This is a genomic window from Myxococcus sp. MISCRS1 (assembly GCF_026626605.1).
Taxonomy (GTDB): domain Bacteria; phylum Myxococcota; class Myxococcia; order Myxococcales; family Myxococcaceae; genus Myxococcus; species Myxococcus fulvus.
This window is the reverse complement of sequence record NZ_JAPNKB010000001.1, coordinates 7,106,380-7,124,365: the sequence shown is the minus strand read 5'-3', so window position 1 is coordinate 7,124,365 and position 17,986 is coordinate 7,106,380. Positions and strand designations below refer to the sequence as shown.

At 69.3% G+C, this 17,986-nt stretch carries 14 protein-coding genes; 7 read left to right on the top strand and 7 right to left on the bottom strand.

Annotation, left to right across the window (positions count from 1 at the left end):
• Positions 1-277: 277 nt before the first annotated feature.
• The 3 genes from OWM54_RS28350 to OWM54_RS28340 all read right to left on the bottom strand — a co-directional run bounded on the left by OWM54_RS28350 (position 278) and on the right by OWM54_RS28340 (position 2,448).
• Positions 278-772 (bottom strand): VOC family protein, encoded by a 495-nt coding sequence (locus OWM54_RS28350; RefSeq protein WP_223781490.1) that lies wholly within the window; start codon positions 770-772, stop codon positions 278-280.
• 15 nt (positions 773-787) lie between these two features.
• Positions 788-1,513, bottom strand: a complete 726-nt coding sequence (locus OWM54_RS28345) for a sulfotransferase domain-containing protein (RefSeq protein ID WP_223747227.1) — start codon at positions 1,511-1,513, stop codon at positions 788-790.
• 158 nt (positions 1,514-1,671) lie between these two features.
• Positions 1,672-2,448: a helix-turn-helix domain-containing protein gene (locus tag OWM54_RS28340; RefSeq protein ID WP_267699536.1), complete on the bottom strand. Its 777-nt coding sequence runs from the start codon at positions 2,446-2,448 to the stop codon at positions 1,672-1,674.
• A 135-nt stretch (positions 2,449-2,583) separates the two neighbouring features.
• Here OWM54_RS28340 and OWM54_RS28335 point away from each other — a divergent pair, with 135 nt between their 5' ends.
• The 3 genes from OWM54_RS28335 to hflC all read left to right on the top strand — a co-directional run bounded on the left by OWM54_RS28335 (position 2,584) and on the right by hflC (position 5,097).
• Positions 2,584-2,967 (top strand): hypothetical protein, encoded by a 384-nt coding sequence (locus OWM54_RS28335; protein ID WP_223747225.1) that lies wholly within the window; start codon positions 2,584-2,586, stop codon positions 2,965-2,967.
• A gap of 127 nt (positions 2,968-3,094) precedes the next feature.
• On the top strand, positions 3,095-4,162 hold the full coding sequence (gene hflK / locus OWM54_RS28330; RefSeq protein WP_223747224.1) for an FtsH protease activity modulator HflK: 1,068 nt from the start codon (positions 3,095-3,097) through the stop codon (positions 4,160-4,162).
• The gene (gene hflC / locus OWM54_RS28325; RefSeq protein ID WP_248546311.1) at positions 4,159-5,097 is read left to right on the top strand and encodes a protease modulator HflC; all 939 of its coding nucleotides are present in this window, start codon (positions 4,159-4,161) and stop codon (positions 5,095-5,097) included. Before hflK ends, hflC begins: the two co-directional genes overlap by 4 nt.
• A 90-nt stretch (positions 5,098-5,187) precedes the next feature.
• Here hflC and OWM54_RS28320 read toward each other — a convergent pair whose 3' ends face one another.
• Complete coding sequence (locus OWM54_RS28320; RefSeq protein WP_267699535.1) at positions 5,188-8,583, bottom strand: Ig-like domain-containing protein; 3,396 nt, start codon at positions 8,581-8,583, stop codon at positions 5,188-5,190.
• Positions 8,584-8,726: 143 nt separating this feature from the next.
• Complete coding sequence (locus OWM54_RS28315; protein WP_223747222.1) at positions 8,727-9,509, bottom strand: endonuclease/exonuclease/phosphatase family protein; 783 nt, start codon at positions 9,507-9,509, stop codon at positions 8,727-8,729.
• 186 nt (positions 9,510-9,695) lie between these two features.
• Between OWM54_RS28315 and OWM54_RS28310 the strand changes: the two genes are divergently transcribed.
• The 3 genes from OWM54_RS28310 to OWM54_RS28300 all read left to right on the top strand — a co-directional run bounded on the left by OWM54_RS28310 (position 9,696) and on the right by OWM54_RS28300 (position 13,371).
• Positions 9,696-10,631 carry an HNH endonuclease gene (locus OWM54_RS28310; protein ID WP_223747221.1) on the top strand — a complete coding sequence of 312 codons (936 nt, stop codon included), beginning with the start codon at positions 9,696-9,698 and terminating at the stop codon, positions 10,629-10,631.
• Positions 10,632-10,756: 125 nt separating this feature from the next.
• Positions 10,757-12,970, top strand: coding sequence for an RCC1 repeat-containing protein (locus OWM54_RS28305; RefSeq protein ID WP_267699534.1), 2,214 nt, complete (start codon positions 10,757-10,759; stop codon positions 12,968-12,970).
• Between the two features lie 116 nt (positions 12,971-13,086).
• Positions 13,087-13,371, top strand: a complete 285-nt coding sequence (locus OWM54_RS28300) for a hypothetical protein (RefSeq protein WP_223781484.1) — start codon at positions 13,087-13,089, stop codon at positions 13,369-13,371.
• Between the two features lie 63 nt (positions 13,372-13,434).
• Here OWM54_RS28300 and OWM54_RS28295 read toward each other — a convergent pair whose 3' ends face one another.
• On the bottom strand, positions 13,435-14,919 hold the full coding sequence (locus OWM54_RS28295) for an ammonia-forming cytochrome c nitrite reductase subunit c552 (protein ID WP_223781483.1): 1,485 nt from the start codon (positions 14,917-14,919) through the stop codon (positions 13,435-13,437).
• On the bottom strand, positions 14,916-15,458 hold the full coding sequence (gene nrfH, locus OWM54_RS28290) for a cytochrome c nitrite reductase small subunit (protein WP_255652942.1): 543 nt from the start codon (positions 15,456-15,458) through the stop codon (positions 14,916-14,918). Before nrfH ends, OWM54_RS28295 begins: the two co-directional genes overlap by 4 nt.
• Positions 15,459-15,804: 346 nt before the next feature.
• Here nrfH and OWM54_RS28285 point away from each other — a divergent pair, with 346 nt between their 5' ends.
• Positions 15,805-17,901, top strand: a complete 2,097-nt coding sequence (locus OWM54_RS28285; RefSeq protein WP_267699532.1) for a PQQ-dependent sugar dehydrogenase — start codon at positions 15,805-15,807, stop codon at positions 17,899-17,901.
• Positions 17,902-17,986: the final 85 nt, after the last annotated feature.

The window sequence follows — 17,986 nt, the reverse complement described above, 5'->3', positions numbered from 1 at the left end:
CGCGCCGGAGGGCCGCGCGCATCCTGCGCCGGCCTTCCACCTGCCCTCCTCGGGCAAGCCCTGCTGAACGCGTCGATCCTAATGGATGGGATTCTTCGTCTCCGCGTCCGGCACGCGCGCGTACCGCGTCGTCCTGCTGGCCGGGGCGTCGCGGGCATGCGAATCGACCCCACGAGAGTGGGCGACGCCAAGGTGTTCCGGACATGGGGATGGACCATCGCGCTCATCGTGTCCGAGGACATCAAAGAGGCGCTCGAGCGCGCACGCGTCGGAAAGCTCATCCCAGCTGATGGACGGCCTCCAGCTTGTGCCCATCCGGGTCCGTCACGAAGCCCGCGTAATACGTGTCGCTGTAGTGAGGACGCAGGCCAGGAGCCCCCTGGTCCTTGCCCCCGTGCTTCAAGCACGCGGCGTGGAAGGCGTCGACGGCCTCCCGGCTCGGCGCATTGAAGGCCAGATGGAAGCCGTCACCGGGCGGCGTGGCCTCCGGCCGCAGGAACAGCGCCAGCGTGTCCCCCTCTCCCTCCGGGCCGTAACCCGCCGAGCGCTCCGAGCTCCACACCCGCGTGTAGCCCAGCGGCGCCAGCGCTGCGTCGTAGAACGCGATGGCGCGCGCGATGTCCCGCACGCCGAAGGAGAGATGACCGAGGAGAAGCCCCGCCCGCGCCACGCTCTTCTGGAGCGCGCGCGCGAGCACGGCCTTCTCCTCGACGCTCAGGCCCGAGTCGTTGATGGCGGCCAGGACCTCTTCACCACGAGCCGATAGCTTCATGCGGGGAACCCCTCCTCAGGACTCCAGCGGATAGCCGTAGCGCTTCAGGGGCTCCGCCAGGAGCTCGTTGACGTAGCCGTGCCACTCCTTCGGGATGATCTGCCGCCACTTGCCCACCGAGCCATCGCCCGTGACGTGCAGCCCGTTGATGCCGTCGATGGTGTAGGCCTGCCACTTCTCGTCGATCCACCCCGCCCCGCCCTCCTGCCGGCAGACCACGGCGACGCGCTCCGAGCGCGCCTTGTTCGCCTCCAACGAGTAGCTCGAGCGGGCACGGGCCTTCTGCTCGTCCGTGAGCTTCATCCCGAAGAACTTCTCGATCTGCCCGAACAGGTAGTCGAAGTTGCCGAAGAAGTCCTCGTACCGCAGCCAGAGCACGTTCTTCCGGTCACCCCACGTCTCGCTGACGCGGTACAAATCACTGAACGAGGAGTTGTCCTCCGCGTGCTCCTTCACCAGGAAGTCGATGCTCGCCTTGGTGACGGGCAGGTTGGCGCGCTTGAAGTAGGTACAGAGGATGTCTCGGAAGTCCCGCACCGTGACCACCACGCGGTCCTCCGGCCGGAACTGGGGACACTTGTGGGTCTTCTTCACGTTGCCCAGGATGGAGTTGAGCACCTGCCAGACGAACGTGGAGCCGCTGCCCGGGAAGCCGAACTGGATGATGAGCGGTTCGGCCCGCGCATCCCCGTGGGGGTCCACTTCCTTCTCGAAGTCTGAGTAGGACTTCACGCTGTCCATGACAGTACCTCCCGATTGCACGAGCAGGGTTTGGCGACAACCCTATGCCATTGCCTGGAGAGGACAGAAGCCCAATCCCTCACGCGAGAGCACCCAACTGGAAGAATGCCGCCAGGACAGAAGGCAGACCTCGCAACCCCTCACGCCCACCCCGAACCTCAGCGGGGGTAGAACTGCTCGATGGTGACCTCCTCCGCCAGGGCATGCAGCGGCGCCCCGAAGGTCGTCACGGTCGTGAACCAGTGCGTGGCGACGCCATCGACCACGAACGTCAGCGGAACCAGGACGCCCGCGGAGCGGCCAGGCATCCTCGCGGGGAGCTCTCGCGCGTCCGGGTACGTGAGCACTCGCGCCAGCACGTTCGCGACCTCGGACCCGGGCCCCCGCAGGCGCGCGTTCTCCTTCAACCGCCCGAGCAGGTAGCCCGCGATGTCCTGCCAGTTCCCAATCGCGGAGCGGACCCGCCCGGGCGCGAAGACCAGGTCCATCAGGTTGGTGCGCCCCAGCGCGTCGCGCCCCAGCCCCATCATCGCCAGCGCCCCCGCGTTCGCATCCAGCACCGTCGACGCCGCGTCCAGCGCCAGCGCCGGGTGCGGCTCGTGCGCGCCGAGAATCAGCGCCGCCGCCTGTCGCAGCTCGCGCATCTCCTCACTGTTCCAATCACTCTCACCGAACTGGGGCGCATACCCCGCCGCGACCAGCAGCGCGTTGCGCTCACGCAAGCCCAGGCCCAAGGCCTCCGCCAATCGCAGGACCATGTCCTGGCTGGGCTCCGTCCGGCCCGACTCGATGAAGGCCAGATGCCGGGGCGACACCTCCGCGTCGAACGACAGCGCCAGCTGGCTCTTGCCCCGCGACGCGCGCCAGTCCTTGAGCAACGCCCCCAGCTCGCTCCGGGGCTTCGGGACACCCTTGCGCGGACGCCGGGTCGACACCTCGACCTCCCGGAGCGCGGTCCGCTTCATCGCGCGCCCACACGCGAGGTGGCCACACACTTCCCTCCCAGGTCATTGCGGGGCAGTCGAGGCAACACCGAGTCTTCGAGGCATCCCATCACCCGAGGATTCCCCATGAACGACCGCCTCGTCTATCGCCTGGATGCCTTCGCCGCCTTCAGCATGGGCGTCACCTTGCTGTTCGTCGCCACCCCGCTCACCACGCTCGCGGGATGGACGCTGCCGCCGTCCTTCCTCTTCGGCCTGGGCGTGTTCCTGGTGCCATGGGCCGGCATCAACGTCTGGGCCTCCACCCAATCGCCCGTCGCCACGAGCATGCTCCTGGTGCACCTGCTGGTGGACGGCACCTGGGTCCTGGGGAGCGTGGCCCTCATGCTCGTCCACTCCGCCACCTTGTCGACCCTGGGCTTCGTGATGCTCGCGAGCCAGGCCGTGAGCGTGCTCGGCGTCTTCTCCCTCAAGCTCGCCCCCTCCCTGCGCCTTCGCCTCGCGCGGTGAGCCGGACGGCCGGCCCCGAGTGCTCGCCATCTCACGAGGGCCACCAGGGAACCAGGTGGCCCCTTGTTTCACTCGGCGACCGGGTTCCCGCTTGCATCTGGATGTTATGTAGTCCAAAGACTGAAGGATGGCATGGGACCCCCGCGTATTGAAGCCCGAGCCGAATGGCCGGGATCCTGGTGATGTGCTGGATGAGCTGCGCAGGCAGCTCAAACGAGGCTTGGGCCGCCGGCTGCTCTTCGGTGGCGTCGGCCTGGCCCTGCTGGTGGGCCTGTTCACCAGCTACGCGCAGGTAGAGCCCGACGAGGTCGGCGTCATCCTGCGGCTCGGGCGTTTCGTGGACACGGTGGAGCCGGGTCCGCACTTCCGGCTGCCGTACGGCATCGACCGCATCGTCAAGGTGCCGGTGCAGCGCCAGCTCAAGGCGGAGTTCGGCTTCCGCACCGAGTCCGTGGGCGCGCGCAACACGTCCTACGCCGCCAGCGGCTCCGACATGAAGCGCGAGTCCCTGATGCTCACCGGCGACCTCAACGTCGCCGTGGTCGAGTGGATCGTCCAGTACAAGATCAAGGACCCGTACAAGTACCTCTTCAAGGTGAAGAACGTGGAGGGGATGCTGCGAGACATCTCCGAGGCGTCGATGCGCGCCGTCGTGGGTGACCACTCCGTCAACGAGGTCCTCACCACCGGCCGCCAGACGGTGGCCACCCAGTCCAAGCTGCTCCTCCAGGACCTGGCGGACCGCTACGAGACGGGCGTGGACATCCAGCAGGTGGTCCTCCAGGACGTCAACCCGCCCGACCCCGTGAAGCCATCCTTCAACGAGGTCAACCAGGCCATCCAGGAGAAGGAGCGCGCCATCAACGAGGCCTTCGCCGAGCTCAACCGCGCCATCCCGCGCGCCAAGGGCGAGGCCGAGGAGGCGCTGCGCTCCGCGGAGGGCTACGCCATCGAGCGCGTCAACCGCGCCAAGGGCGAGGCCGAGCGCTTCACCCGCGTCTACGAGGAGTACCGCAAGGCGCCCGAGGTCACCCGCCGCCGCATGTACCTGGAGACCGTGAGCCAGGTGCTCACCAGCACCGGCCAGAAGGTCGTCATGGACGAGAACCTCAAGGGCCTCACGCCCATGTTGCGCATGGACGGCCCGGACTCCGCGGCCGCCGGCGCGGCGCACACGACGGAGGCCCAGCGATGAGCCGCGTGGCAACGATTGTCCTCGGCGTCGCGGTGCTCGCCATCGTGCTGGGCTTCTCCAGCACGTACACCCTGAGCGAGCACGAGCAGGCCGTCATCACCCGCTTCGGCCAGCCCCGCGGCCAGTCCATCACCGAGCCGGGCCTGCACTTCAAGCAGCCCTTCGTCGACACGGTGAACCGCTTCGACAAGCGCTGGCTCGACTGGCGCGGCGACCCGAACCAGATTCCCACCAAGGACAAGAAGTACATCTGGGTGGACACCTTCGGCCGCTGGCGCATCGTCGACCCGCTGCGCTTCTTCCAGCGCCTGCGCGACGAGCGCAACGCGCAGTCCCGGCTGGACGACATCATCGACGGCGAGACACGCAACACCATCGCGTCCTTCGCGCTGATTGAGGCGGTGCGCTCCACCAACCGCCCGTTCGAGGACGACGAGTACACCACCGAGGAGGAGCGCGGCGAGTCGCAGGAGCAGGTGGCCCAGGGCCGCGACAAGCTCACCCGGCAGATCCGCCTGCGCGCGGCGGAGATCGTGAAGGAGTTCGGCGTGGAGCTGGTCGACGTGCAGATTCGTCGCATCAACTACGTCGACGAGGTCCAGGTGAAGGTCTTCGAGCGCATGATTTCCGAGCGGCGGCGCACCGCGGAGCGCTCACGCTCGGAGGGCATGGGCCGCGCCGCGGAGATTCGCGGCCAGCGCGAGCGCGACCTGAAGGAGATCCGCTCCGAGGCCTACCGCAAGGCGCAGGAGATCACCGGCAAGGCCGACGCCGAGGCGACGCGCATCTACGCCGACGCCTTCGGTCGCGACGCGGAGTTCTACCAGTTCATGCGCACGCTGGAGGCCTACCCCCAGGTGATGGACCGCTCCACCTCGCTCTTCCTCGGGAGCGACTCGGAGTTCTATCGCTACCTGCGCAGCTCCAAGAAGTAGCCGGACCCACTTCGCGAAAACACTCGGGCCGGACTCCATGCACGTGACATGGAGCCCGGCCCGTTCATTTCCGGTGACGACGTCCGCGCGTCAGTGCACGCGGCCCGGGGGCAGGTTCGAGCGCGGCGGGAAGCCCGGCACCGCGTCCGACTTCGGCGCCGACGAGCCACTCAGCGAGCGAGGCGCGAGCAGCCCCTCCCCCACCGAGCCCAGGCTCGGCGCCAGCGCCTGCGGAGCGCCGCACACCAGCGTCTCCAAATCGTCATCCCGTCGTCCCAGGTCGTTGAAGACGCGGGGCGTGCCCGTGAGCGGGTCCGGCACGGGCTGCGCGCTGACGAGGAAGGGCGACAGGAACGAAGGTGCTCCCGCGGAGCGCGGGAAGACGTGGAGGAACGGCGTCTGCGTCTCACCCGCGTGGCAGCCATTGCAGGTGTTGAGCGAGAAGCGATGCCGGACCTCCGGGTCCGCACCGGGGATGGACCACGTCAGGCCGAAGGGCGTCAGGGCCGAGCCGGCGACGAAGGCCTGTCCCTGGTACAGCGAGGGCACCTCGTGCGTGCCGGCCAGGATGGCCGCGGCGTTCTCCTGCACGAAGCTCGCGAGCCGGGGCGAGTTGTTGAGGCTCAGCTCCGGCGTGAGGGCCACGGGGGACGGGACGAGCCCGTTCGGACCGAAGTGGAACTCGCGCAGCTCCCACAGCGGGTTCAGCGCGTTCTCGTTGGTGCGCACCTGGTGGATGGCGCTGCCCATGAAGCGGCCCTGCGCGACGAAGGGCTCGGTGAAGCGGTCGGTGAGGGCCTGGAGCTTCGCGTTGTAGAGAGGGCTGCCGAGCGGCAGCGAGCCCAGCTCGTGCCAGTCCCGCGCCCAGCGCTGGATGTCCTCCGGGCCGTCGCCGGGCAGCATGTACTCGAGGATGACGGTGAAGGGCAGGTCGAGCCCCGCGGGCGTGGTGACCCCGAAGACGAAGCGCCCCTCGCCCGAGTGCGTGCCCTCGCTGCGCAGGTCGATGCGGTTGACGATGGCGAGCAGCCGGAAGGGCGCGGTGTTGAAGTCGAGCGGCGCGGACGGGCCGCCGCTGCGCGTCTCCCAGGGCGTGAGCACATCGGGGAGCATGCTCGGGCGCCCGGCGACGGGCAGGCCCGCGATGACCTGGTTCGTCTCCCATGTCTTGAGCCAGGTGCGAATCATCTCGGACGGATTCTGGCCGCCGTTCATGCGCCGCATCAGCGTGCCGAACGTCCAGGCGCCGCCGTTGACGGTCCGCACCGGGTCCTCCACCACGGGCAGGGCCGTAATGAGCAGCTCGTTCTCCGGCGACACCTGACACACGCCGGGCGCGCAGGCCGTGCTGGACTCGCAGCCGTTGAGGGGGCTGCCATCGCAGTCGAAGGTGCCCACCGCGCAGGCGAGGCCGCAGGTGCCCGCGCCGCAGACCCCGCTGGCGGAAGGCGCGCCGGCGCACACGGTGCCGCACGCGCCGCAGTTCGCCGCGTCCTCCATCACCGAGGTCTCACAGCCGTTGACCGGGTCACCGTCGCAGTCGCGGAAACCCGCGAAGCAGGTCTCCTCGACGGCCACGCACGGCGACAGGTTGCCCGCCATGTCCCGGAGGCGAAGGGACATCGGGACGCCGACCTGGCTCGCGACCAGGGGCACCAGCGCGCTGCCGCCGCTGTCCACCGCGACATCGGTGCTCGTCGGGTTGGCGCAGTCATTCCCCCAGAAGAGGAAGAGGCGCGAGCGGGGCTCGGCCTGGACGCGCATGCCGGCGACGATGGAGCCCTGGGACAGGGGCACCAGCCCCGTCGTGAAGGTCGGCGCGGCCGGCGCGACGGAGTCATGCGTGTACGCCACGGACGTGCAGCCCGACAGGTTCCCCGCGGCGTCCACGGCGCGCACGGAGAAGGTCGTCACCGTGTTCGCGAACACCGCCCGGTTGGTGCTGAAGACGCCGGTGGTGGCGTGCGCCGTGGCGGTGGTCGGCACGGACCCCGAGCAGTTGGCGCTCCGGAAGACGAGCACGACCGCGCCGGCCTCGGTGCGGCCCTCGAGCTGCGGGTTCAGCTCGGAGCCCGTGTCGCTGGGGACGAAGGCGAGCTGGAAGGGGGTGACGGGTGCGACGTTGTCGTGCGTGTAGCTGACGGCGGCGGAGCACGCGGAGACATTGCCCACCAGGTCCTCGGCCTTCGCGGAGAAGGTCGTGGTGGTGTTGGTCGCCACGGTGAGCGCGCGGGAGAAGGCGCCCGAGCCCGTGGCCGTGAGCGTCGCGATGGGCGAGCCCGCGCAGGTGCCGCCGGAGAAGAGGCGCACGGTGGCGTTCCCCTCGGTGACGCCGTTGAGGGTGATGGCCGTCTGGTTGCCGGGCGACGGCGGGGTGAAGGCGGAGAACGAGGGGACGATGGGCGGCGTGGTGTCGCGCTCGCAGCCGAGCAACTCCACGCGCGCGAGGGCGACGGTCTCCACGCCGGCGCGCGGGTCATTGTCATCCGTGATGTCGAGCTTGAAGCGGTTGAAGGCCCTGGGGAGGCTGAGCGGGTACTCGCGCCGCTCCGCGCTCGCCCAGTTGAACTCGTCCACGCGCCTGTCGACGACCACCCAGGCGGTGCCGTTCCAGGCCTGGAGGGTCCAGCTCTTCGGAGCGCGGGTGGCTGCCTCGCCGTTGGGGAACTTGAGGGCGTAGCGGGTGAGCATGCGCGAGGCGCCAGGCCACTCGTAGGAGAGCCAGGAGGGCGTCGCCTTGGAGGAGAGCCACATGGACGCGGAGGTGTCGACGTTGTCGAAGGCCTTCCACGGCTCATTGCCCGCCTGGAGGAAGCCGGAGCCCGTGACGGTGCCCGAGGGCGCGGTGGCGCTCGTCATGGCGGGCACCTGGTTGACGATGGTGGCACAGGCGCAGTTGTAGAAGGACAGCCGGCCGATGGAGAGGACATCCACGCCCGTGCCGGCGGTGTTGTCCTCGGTCACCATCAGACGGTACTTGCTGTAGGCGCCGGGGGTGGTGATGGAGAACTCACGCTCCTCGGCGCCGCCCCAGTTCGTCTGCTGCGTGCGGGTGTCCAGCGTGTTCCACGCGCTGCCGGACCACCCCTGGAGCGTCCAGTCGCGCGGCGCGCGGTTGTTGAGTGAGCCATTGGAGAACTTGATGGCGTAGTGGGAGAGCGTGCGCGCGCCGTCGAAGAACTCGTAGGTGAGCCAGGCGGTGGATTGGCCGCTCGCGGTGAGCCACATGGTGCTGTCGCTGCCGTCGACCGCGTGCCAGGCGGGGTTGGACGCGTTGAACTCGCTGGAGGCGATGACGAGGCCGCTGACGGGGTTGTCGCGGGCCGACATCACGGGGATGAGGCTGCCGCCGCAGGTGAGCCCTTGCGAGACGGTGCCCAGGGGCTCGGGGTCGATGACAGGCGGGGCGTCCTGACACCCGGGCACGAAGGCCAGGGTGAGGGCGCTCGCCAGGAAGAGGCTGTTGAAGGACATCGGGCGATGCATGCACACGCTCCTCGCTACGGGCCGCCGGTGACGCCGGTGGCGCTGGAGGAGCGTGTCGTACCGGGCGCCGACGAACCCGATGCGGGGGATGTGGCGAAACCGCCCGGGCGCGTGACGAACGCTCCGCCCGGAGGGACAAACGCTCACGGAGGAAGCGTGACGGACGCGCGAACCGCGAAGTGGTCAGAGCCACCACCGTGCAGCACCTTGGCGTCCGATAACGAGAGCTGTCGTCCCAGGATGTGGTCTATCTCCACGAAGCTGGGGACCACGGACGCCGCGCCCGGCCAGGTGTCTCCACACAGCGCGTCCGGCCCATCACAGGCATGCGTGAAGCCCGCGGCGGCGAAGGTCGTCATCGCCTCCTGCGTGCGCGACTCGTTCATGTCTCCGAACAGGAGCACCGGGCCGCGCTCCTTGGCGTAGCGCTTCACCAGGGCCTCCGCCTGGTGCTTGCGGAGCGTGGCGTTCTTCCTCAGCGTCTCGAGGAGGCTGTCTTCCGGGCGATGCGAGGCCCCTGGCGGCATCAGGTGGAGACAGGCGACCTTCAGCGCCCGCCCACCGACGACCACGTCCGCTTCGAGCCCGGGCATGCGGTGTGGCTTCTGGGCAAAGCGCTCCACCCGCCGCAGCGGGTGTCGGCTGGCGAGCCCCACGCCCCAGGCCCCCTTGCGAGGCATGAGCTCGAGGTGGGGATAGTCCTTCCCCAAGCGCTTGCGGAAGGCGGCCGCGAACCCAGGCGTCAGCTCGCGCAGGCAGAGGACCTCCGGTGCCTCCTTCTCGATGACCTCCAGGGACTTGTCGATGTCCTCCGCCGGCGAGGAGTAGAGGACGTTGTATGCCATCACCCGCACCGTCGCGGGCGGCGACGGAGCGGCACCGAGGACAGCGCAGACGAGCGACACGACGTGGCTGGAGGGACTCATCCCCTCCCACCCAAGCAAACCCCAAGCCCATGGCGCCCCCCCGTGAAGCCGTGGCTGCCCGGACTCGGCGTGGCCGCGCGGCCACAGGCTCTCGAGTGGCGTCGACGCGCGCCGACACACCGCCTGGACGCCAACCTGGTAGCCTGGTCATCCCCGCCCCGGAGCCTCCCACGGCGGTGGGTGCCCATGTCCCCGGACTCCGACTGGCCCATCCGCGTCGCCGCCATCAACGCCCTGCAGGAGCGGGTGCGTCGCCATGGGGACGTGCTGCCCTGGGAGGTCATCGACGCGGGCTTCACCTACCAGGGCGAGACGCTCCACTTCGCCAACCGGGCCCGCGGCATCTTCTGGCCCCGGCAGATGCGAGAGACGGCGCTCTCCATCAAGACCACCGTGCCACGCCATGGGCGCGAGGCGCGCTACGACGACCTCCCCTCGGACGAGGGCTTCGACTATCGGTTCCAGGGGGAGGACGTCGACGGACGCGACAACCGCAGGCTCGTGCGCGCCATGGAGCTGGACGCGCCGCTCATCTATTTCTACGGAATCGAGCCCGGCCTCTACGCGCCCATCTGGCCCGTCTACATCTCCGGCGTGGACCTGGCCACGAAGTCCTTCACCGTCGCGTCCGGCCTGCCGGAAGCGCAGGTGCGAGCACCGGGGAGCTACGTGGCGGACTCGAAGCTGCTCGGCCTGGAGCGCCGCTACACCACGGTGCAGGTGAAGAAGCGCCTGCACCAGGTCGCCTTCCGACAGCACGTGCTGCGCGCCTATGAGCAGCGCTGCGCCATCTGCCGCTTCCCGCGTCGGGAGCTGCTGGACGCAGCCCACATCCTCCCGGACCGGGACGTGCGTGGCCGACCCGAGGTGCCCAACGGCCTTTCGCTGTGCAAGCTGCACCACGGTGCCTTCGACACGGACCTGCTGGGCATCCGCCCCGATGGCGTCATCGAAATCGCCCGGCGACTGATGGCCGAGCAGGACGGCCCCACGCTGGAGCACGGGCTCAAGGGCTTCGCGGGCAAGCCGCTGGGAGTCCTGCCCCTGCTCCCCGCCCAGCGCCCCCGTCCCGATTATCTGGAAGAGCGCTACGAGCGCTTCCGCCTCACGCGCGACGCCTGAAACAGAGGCATCCTCGAGGACTGGCGCAAGGGTCCACCGCGACCACGCCTCTCTCTGACTATCCTCATTAAATAAGAAGTCCCAGCCCTCGTCTCGACGCCGCTTCAATCTCACACGAGGGTCGAATGTCACATCCGTCGTCATCACGGTTGCGCGGTGTATTGGGTATCACGCTGGGACTCCTGCTGTCCGTGGGGTGTGGTCAGCAGGAGGCGGGCGTCGACAATCCGGCTGAAGGCAGACATGAAGCCGCCATCTCCCGCACGCGGCCCCGGGTCAAGCTCGCCGCGAATCGCCGCCACTCGCTCGCCATCCGCTCGGATGGAACGGTGTGGGCCGCCGGGCAGAACCTCCGAGGCCAGCTCGGCCAGCCCGGCACGGCCAGCACCGCCACGCCGGTCCAGGTCCCCGGCCTGACGTCCATCACCTCCGTGGCCACGGGCGACTACCACTCCGTGGCGCTCCGCTCGGGCGGCACCGTCTGGACCTGGGGCGATGGCACCCATGGACAGCTGGGCACCCCTGACTTTCCCTACGGCCCCGTCGGCTTTCGCCCCACGCCCGTCCAGGTCCCGAACCTGACAGGCGTCGTGGCGGTGGCCGCCGGAGACATGCACACCCTCGCGGTGAAGGGCGATGGCACGGTGTGGGCCTGGGGCTACAACGGTGAAGGCCAGCTCGGCGACGGAGGAGTCGACAGCACCCGCTACGCCCCCGCGCCCGTCCCCGGGCTGACGAACGTCGTCGCCGTGTTCGCCCGGTACATGACCTCCTGTGCCATCCGCTCGGACAGCACGCTCTGGTGCTGGGGGAGCAACCAGTTCGGGATGATGGGCATCGGCAGCACCCAGGGCAACAGCATGGTCCCCGTGCAGGTGCCCGGCCTGACGAACGTCGTGGCCGTGAGCATCGGCCCCAGGCACACGCTGGCCGCGAAGTCGGACGGCACCGTGTGGAGCTGGGGGATGCAGGACCCGACGACCTATACGTTCCACCTCTCCCCCGTCCAGGTGGCCGGGCTCACGGGTGTCACCGACGTCTCGGCGGGCCTCGACACCTCCTTCGCCCTCAAGTCCAACGGCACGGTGTGGAGCTGGGGCGAGAACACCCAGGGCCAGCTCGGAGACGGCACCAAGCAGCGCCGCGCCACCCCGGTCCAGGTGTCGGGGCTGACGGGCGTCTCGGTGGTCGCCGGAGGCGAGACGCATGCCCTGGCGCTGCGCAGCGATGGCACCCTCTGGACCTGGGGAACCAGCCATGAGGGCGAGCGCGGTGACGGCGCCGTCACCTTGTATCCGCTCCCCGGACTCATCCCGCTCACCGAGCCCGCCCTCGCCGTCGCGGCCGGCGCCGCGCACTCCCTGCTGCTGAGCGCCCAGGGCACCGTCTGGTCCTGGGGCTCCAATGAGGCGGGGCAGCTGGGCGATGGGACCACCTCGCGCCGCGTCCTCCCAGCGCCTGTCGCGGGACTCCAGAACGTCATCGCCATCGCGGCGGCGGGCCGGACGTCCCTGGCCCTGCGCGACGACAACACGGTCTGGGCCTGGGGCGGCGGCACGCTGACGCCCACGCAGGTGCCGGGACTCCAGAACATCATCGCCATCTCGACCAGCGCCACCCACCGCCTCGCCCTGCGCGACGACTCGACAATCTTTGCCTGGGGCGACAACACCCACGGCGCCCTGGGGGATGGAACGCTCGTCTCCCGGACCACGCCCGTCCAGGTCTCCAACCTGAGCGACGTGATGAAGGTCGTCGCGGGACCTCACACGTCCTACGCCATCCGCTACGACGGGTCCGCCTGGGCCTGGGGACGCAATGATTATGGCCAGCTCGCCGACACCACGACCACCCAGCGGCTCACACCCGTCCTGATTCCGGGGCTGAGCAATGTCCTCGCCATCGGCGGCGGCACCCACCACGGCATGGCGCTGCTGGCGGATGGGAGCGGGATGAGCTGGGGCCATGGCGCCTCCCGTGCCGGCATGGGACTGGGCAGCCCCAGCAACTACAGCCCGCGTCCCATGGTCATCCCGGGGATGCTCGAGGTGGTCACCAGCGAGGACGCGTCCGCGGCCATCACCCTCAGCGGCGAGCTGTGGACGGGCGGAAACACGCCCTGGGGTCAGGCCGGCAACGGCGCCTGGAGTGGCGGCGCGGCCCCCGTCCAGGTGTCCGGCATCACCAGCGGCGCGACGTCTCTCGCGGTGGGCGGCGAGCACATGCTGGTCGTCCAGCCGGATGGCACCGTCTGGTCCTGGGGCAGCAACTCCGACGGGCAGCTCGGCCGAGGCCAGCCGCTCGACGCCCTCATCCCCATCCCGTCCTTGCTGGACTGACGACGCGCCTCTTGCAACCGGATGACCGCAGGGTTGCGGGGGCAAGAATTCATGGAATAGCCTGCAAAAGCCAGCAATCCCCCGCTGGCCCCCACAGAGCACTCCAGGAGTCTCCCATGCGAATCACCTCGTCGCTCATCGCGGCCGTCGCCGCCCTGACGCTCTCCATCACCGGCTGTGGTGGTGGCGCGCCGAGCGAGCCCGAGCAGGCGCCCGAGGCCATCTCCAGCGAGGCGCCTTCTTCCGAGGGTGAAGTCTCGGCGATGGCCATCTGCCCGCAGAAGTGGACGTGCAACTCCACGAGCAACTACTACGGCACGCTGGAGACCTGCACCGCCGCGTGTGGCACCAACATCTGTTATCGCGACTTCGACTGCCGGGGCGCCTGCTTCTGTCCCTGAGTCGTCTCGCGTGACGTGAAGCACGGGGCGGGAAGCCCCTCCGCCCCGTGTCTCACCGACGCGTCACCGCGAGCCCTGCTGCGTCCCTTCCGCGGCCGCGGGCACCGGCTTCGGCGCACCCTGGGGCCGCGTGTCCGGCGAGGTGGAGGCCCCGCCCTCGGGGCGCAGCGCGTTCTGTCCCAGGCGCGAGAAGTTGATGGAGTTGCCCAGGATGCGCACCGCCTCCTGGTCCGCGTGGAAGCCCATCGAGTTCTCCGCCTCCACGAAGTCCAGGTAGAACTGGGCGCGCTTCTGGTAGTCCCGCGCCTTGGCCAGCGCCTCGTCGGACACGCCCGCCTTCTGGGCGTTCTGCAGGTCGTGGATGAGGTCCACCAGCGCGTCCATGGCGATGTTTCGCGTCTCGAAGGTGCGCGTCTGGATGGCCTCCGCGCGGCTGAGCAACTCCGCCTCGCTCCACTTGTGACACGTCTGGCAGGCCCGGTTGATGTTGAGCAGCGGGCTGCGCACGTGGTGGTCGCTGACCTTCATGGCGCCCTCGCGCTGATAGGGCATGTGGCAGTCCGCGCAGGCCACGCCGCTCCTGGCGTGGATGCCCTGGTTGTACATCTCGAACTCGGGGTGCTGCGCCTTGAGGACCTTCGCGCCCGTGAGCTTGTGCGTCCAGTCGGTGTGCCCGTCCTCGTCGTAGTAGGCCATGATCTGCTCGATGTGGATGCCCTTGGCCCACGGGTACGTCAGGCGCTTCTGCTTGCCCTTGAAGTAGTACTCGACGTGGCACTGCCCGCAGACGTACGTGCGCATCTCCTGGCGGGTGGCGTGCTCGTTCACCTTGAAGTCGGGCACGCCCTGGCTGGCCTTGAGCGCGGCGATGCCCTCGATGAAGCCGGGGCGCGTGACGCGCAGCTGCATCGTCGTGGGGTCATGGCAGTCGATGCAGGACACCGGGTGGTCCACGAGCTTCCGGGCCTCGGCGAAGGGCAGCTGGTTCATCTTCTCGAAGCCCTTGATGAGGTCCCCGTCGCCCAGCTTCTTGTAGGGCACGTACACGCTGCCGTGGCAGTGGATGCAGGTGCCCGGCTGCGCCGTCACGTGCTGCCGCTCGGTGAAGACCTGGTCCTCGAGCATGTGCGCGTGTCCTCGCTCCTCGCGGAAGTCGGTGGCGAAGGCGTAACCGCTCCACATCGTGACGAGGCGCGGGTCCTCCTCCAGCCGGCTCTGCGCCACCACCGAGCGCGGGTCCGCCTTCGTGGGCGTGCGCGCCACCGCCTCGCTGCCGCCGTAGCGGGTGCGCTGCTGGTCCACGGTGCGCTTGTAGCTGTCGTACTGGAGCGGGAAGTTCTTCCCCCACACGGCGGGGTCGGTGATGGTGTCGTCCAGCTCCACCACCCGGTAGAACGGATTTCGCGCCTCCTGCTTGCGCTCCATGATGTTGACCAGGAGCGCGGTGACGCCCGCCGAGGCCAGCGCGGCCGCCACGGCCACCGCCACCACCAGCCGGACGCCGCTCAACCAGCGCCGCTTCCCAGGAGCCTTCTGGGGCTCGGTCATCGTGCAATCTCCTGACGGATGAGCTCGGGGTTGCCCGAGCCTTCGGGGTGGCCCACCGAGTTGTGACAGGTGAGGCACTGGAGCTGCTCACCAGGGGCCACCTGCGCGTGGCCCGCGGGGGGCGTCTCGATGGCCTCGACAATCGAGGCGTGGCACTTGCGGCACGCGCTCTCCGTCACCACCCGGTTGCCCGGACGCAGCCGGATGGGGTCCGGGAAGGTGCCGGTGGTGAAGTAGTACGAGTGCCAGAAGCCGTTGCTCGCCTTCGTGTAGTACTTGGGAATCAAGCCCGCCGGCGTGTGACAGTCGTTGCAGGTGGCCACCGCGTGGTGGCTGCTCTTGCGCCAGCCGTCGTACTGCTCATTCATGATGTGGCAGTTGGCGCACGCGGCCGGGTCGTCCCGCAGATACGACGCGCCCTTCGCGTAGACGAAGGTGAAGCCTCCCAGCCCCACCGCGACGCCGAGCGCGATGCCGAGACTCACGGCCAGGACAGTGCGGGGCGCGCAGAGCACGCCGCGCAACCTAGCAATGCCCATGCGATGCGGAAGTAGAACTTGAACAAGACTTGGACAAAAACCCCGGCCCGGCTGACGGCCACACCCGAGGCGAAAGGAATGCGCGCTCACCGAAAAGGCGCGCAAATCCTGCGCGGCGAAGACGGTGCGACGAGGCCCTCGGGCCCGTCTGGGTTCAGCGCCGAGCCCTCGCGCGAGCTTCCGCTCCCGCCGCAAAGATGTCATCGGATTGCGAAAACCCCCGTCGAGGTGCGACAGGGGCGCGCCGCTCGTGCCTGGAGTTCAACATCCGCGGCGCACCACACCCGAAGATTGCTTGAGCCCGCACCTGGATACCGTGAAAAGGCGGAAAACAAGGAGCGTGGCAATGACTCGTCGTCCGCCGCCCGTCGCAGCAAGCCGCATCATCCTCGCCGCATGTCTCACCACCCTCGCCGCCTGTGAAGCCACGCCAGAGCCAGGCGGCGAGGAGCTCGGGTCTCAGTCCGCCGCGGTGACGGCGGGCACGCGGCTCATCAGCGCGCAGTCCGGCCGCTGCCTGGACGTGTCGCAGAACAGCCAGACGTCGGGCCAGGGCCTCAACATCTACGACTGCCACGGGCAGGGGAACCAGCGGTTCCTCTTCACGCCCGAGGGCGAGCTGCGCGTGTTCGACGGCGCCTGGTGCGTGCAGCCAGCCACCGCCACCGCCGGAGCGCGCGCGGTCATCAGCGCCTGCACGGGCGCGGCCGCCCAGCGCTGGGTGCGCAACGCCAACGGCACGGTGGTCCACACCGCGTCCTCGCTGTGCCTGGACGTGTCCGGCGGGGCCACCGCGAACAGCTCGCCGGTCATCGTCTGGGATTGCAACGGTCAGACGAACCAGCAGTGGAACCTGCCGGCGGACACCCAGCCGCCCACCGTGCCCACGGGGCTGGTGGTGACGAACCTGACGTGCAACACGGCCACGCTGTCGTGGGCCGAGTCCACGGACAACCAGGGCGTCGCCTTCTACGACGTCTACCACGACGGTCAGCTCATGAAGTCCGTCTCCGGCGCCGTCCTCTCCACCGGGCTGACGGTGGTCCCCGGCGCCACGTGGGGCCTGTATGTGAATGCGCGCGACGCCGCGGGCAACGTGTCGCAGGGCAGCGCCACGCTGAGCATCACCCCGCCGCCGTGCCAGGTGGACACCCAGGCCCCGAGCATCCCCACGGGCCTCACCGCCACCGCCACGGGCACCAGCGTCACGCTCAACTGGACGGCGTCCACGGACAACGTGGGCGTGAGCGCGTATGTCGTGTTCCGGGGCGGCGTGCAGGTGGCCACGGTGCCCGGCGCCCCGCCCGCGACGACCTTCGTCGACAGCGGCCTGTCCGCGAACACCGCCTATGTCTACAGCGTGCTCGCCCGGGACGCGCAGGGCAACGCGTCCGCACAGAGCACCACGGCGAGCGTGACGACGGGCCAGGCCTGCACCAACCCCGTCTGCTCCGTCACCCAGGTGGCCACGGACACGGACATCCCGTGGGGCCTGGTCAGCCTGCCGGACGGCGCGGTGCTCTACGGACGCCGGGACGCGCAGGACATCATCCGGCTGGACCCGGTGACGGGACAGAAGACGTCGGTGGGGACGGTGCCCAACGTGCAGAGCACCGACGGTGAGGGCGGGCTGATGGGCATCGTGCTCTCGCCCACCTTCGCCACGGACCGCTGGCTGTACGTCATGCACACCTCGCCCACGGACAACCGCATCGTCCGGCTGCGGTACGAGAACGGGGCGCTGAACACGGCGTCGCTCCAGGTGCTGCTGCAGGGCATCGGCCGCAACAAGTTCCACAACGGCGGGCGGCTGCGCTTCGGACCGGACGGCAAGCTCTACGCGGCCACGGGTGACGCGCAGAACGCGGCCTACGCGCAGGACCTCAACAACCTGGCGGGCAAGGTGCTGCGGCTCAACGCGGACGGCACCGTCCCGTCCGACAACCCCTTCGGCAACTACGTGTGGAGCTACGGCCACCGCAACCCCCAGGGGCTGGCGTTCGACTCGCAGGGGCGGCTGTGGGAGCAGGAGTTCGGCAACTCGGTGATGGACGAGACGAACCTCATCCAGCGCGGCGGCAACTACGGCTGGCCCAACTGCGAGGGCACCGTGTCCCAGGGGGGCTCGGGCTGCGCGACGCCCGGCTACATCGCGCCGAAGCAGACCTACACCACCGCGGCGGGCTCGTGCTCGGGCATCGCCGTGGTGCGCGACGTCCTCTACGTGGCCTGCGCCCGGGGCACCCGCCTCTACCGAGAGGTCATCAGCGGCACGGAGCTGACGAACGTGCAGCAGTTCTTCGTCGGCACCTACGGCCGGCTGCGCACCGTGGAGCCCACGCTGGACGGAAACCTCTGGCTGACCACCACCAACCAGGGTGACAAGGACAGCATCCCGAACAACAGCAACGAGCGCATCTTCCGCGTCGTGCTGGGACAGTAGGCGCGTCTCCCCCTGTCCCCGGCATCCACCGTGCCGGGGACAGGGCGGGAGGACACCCGACCTTTGCGACTTCCGCCGCGCCGGT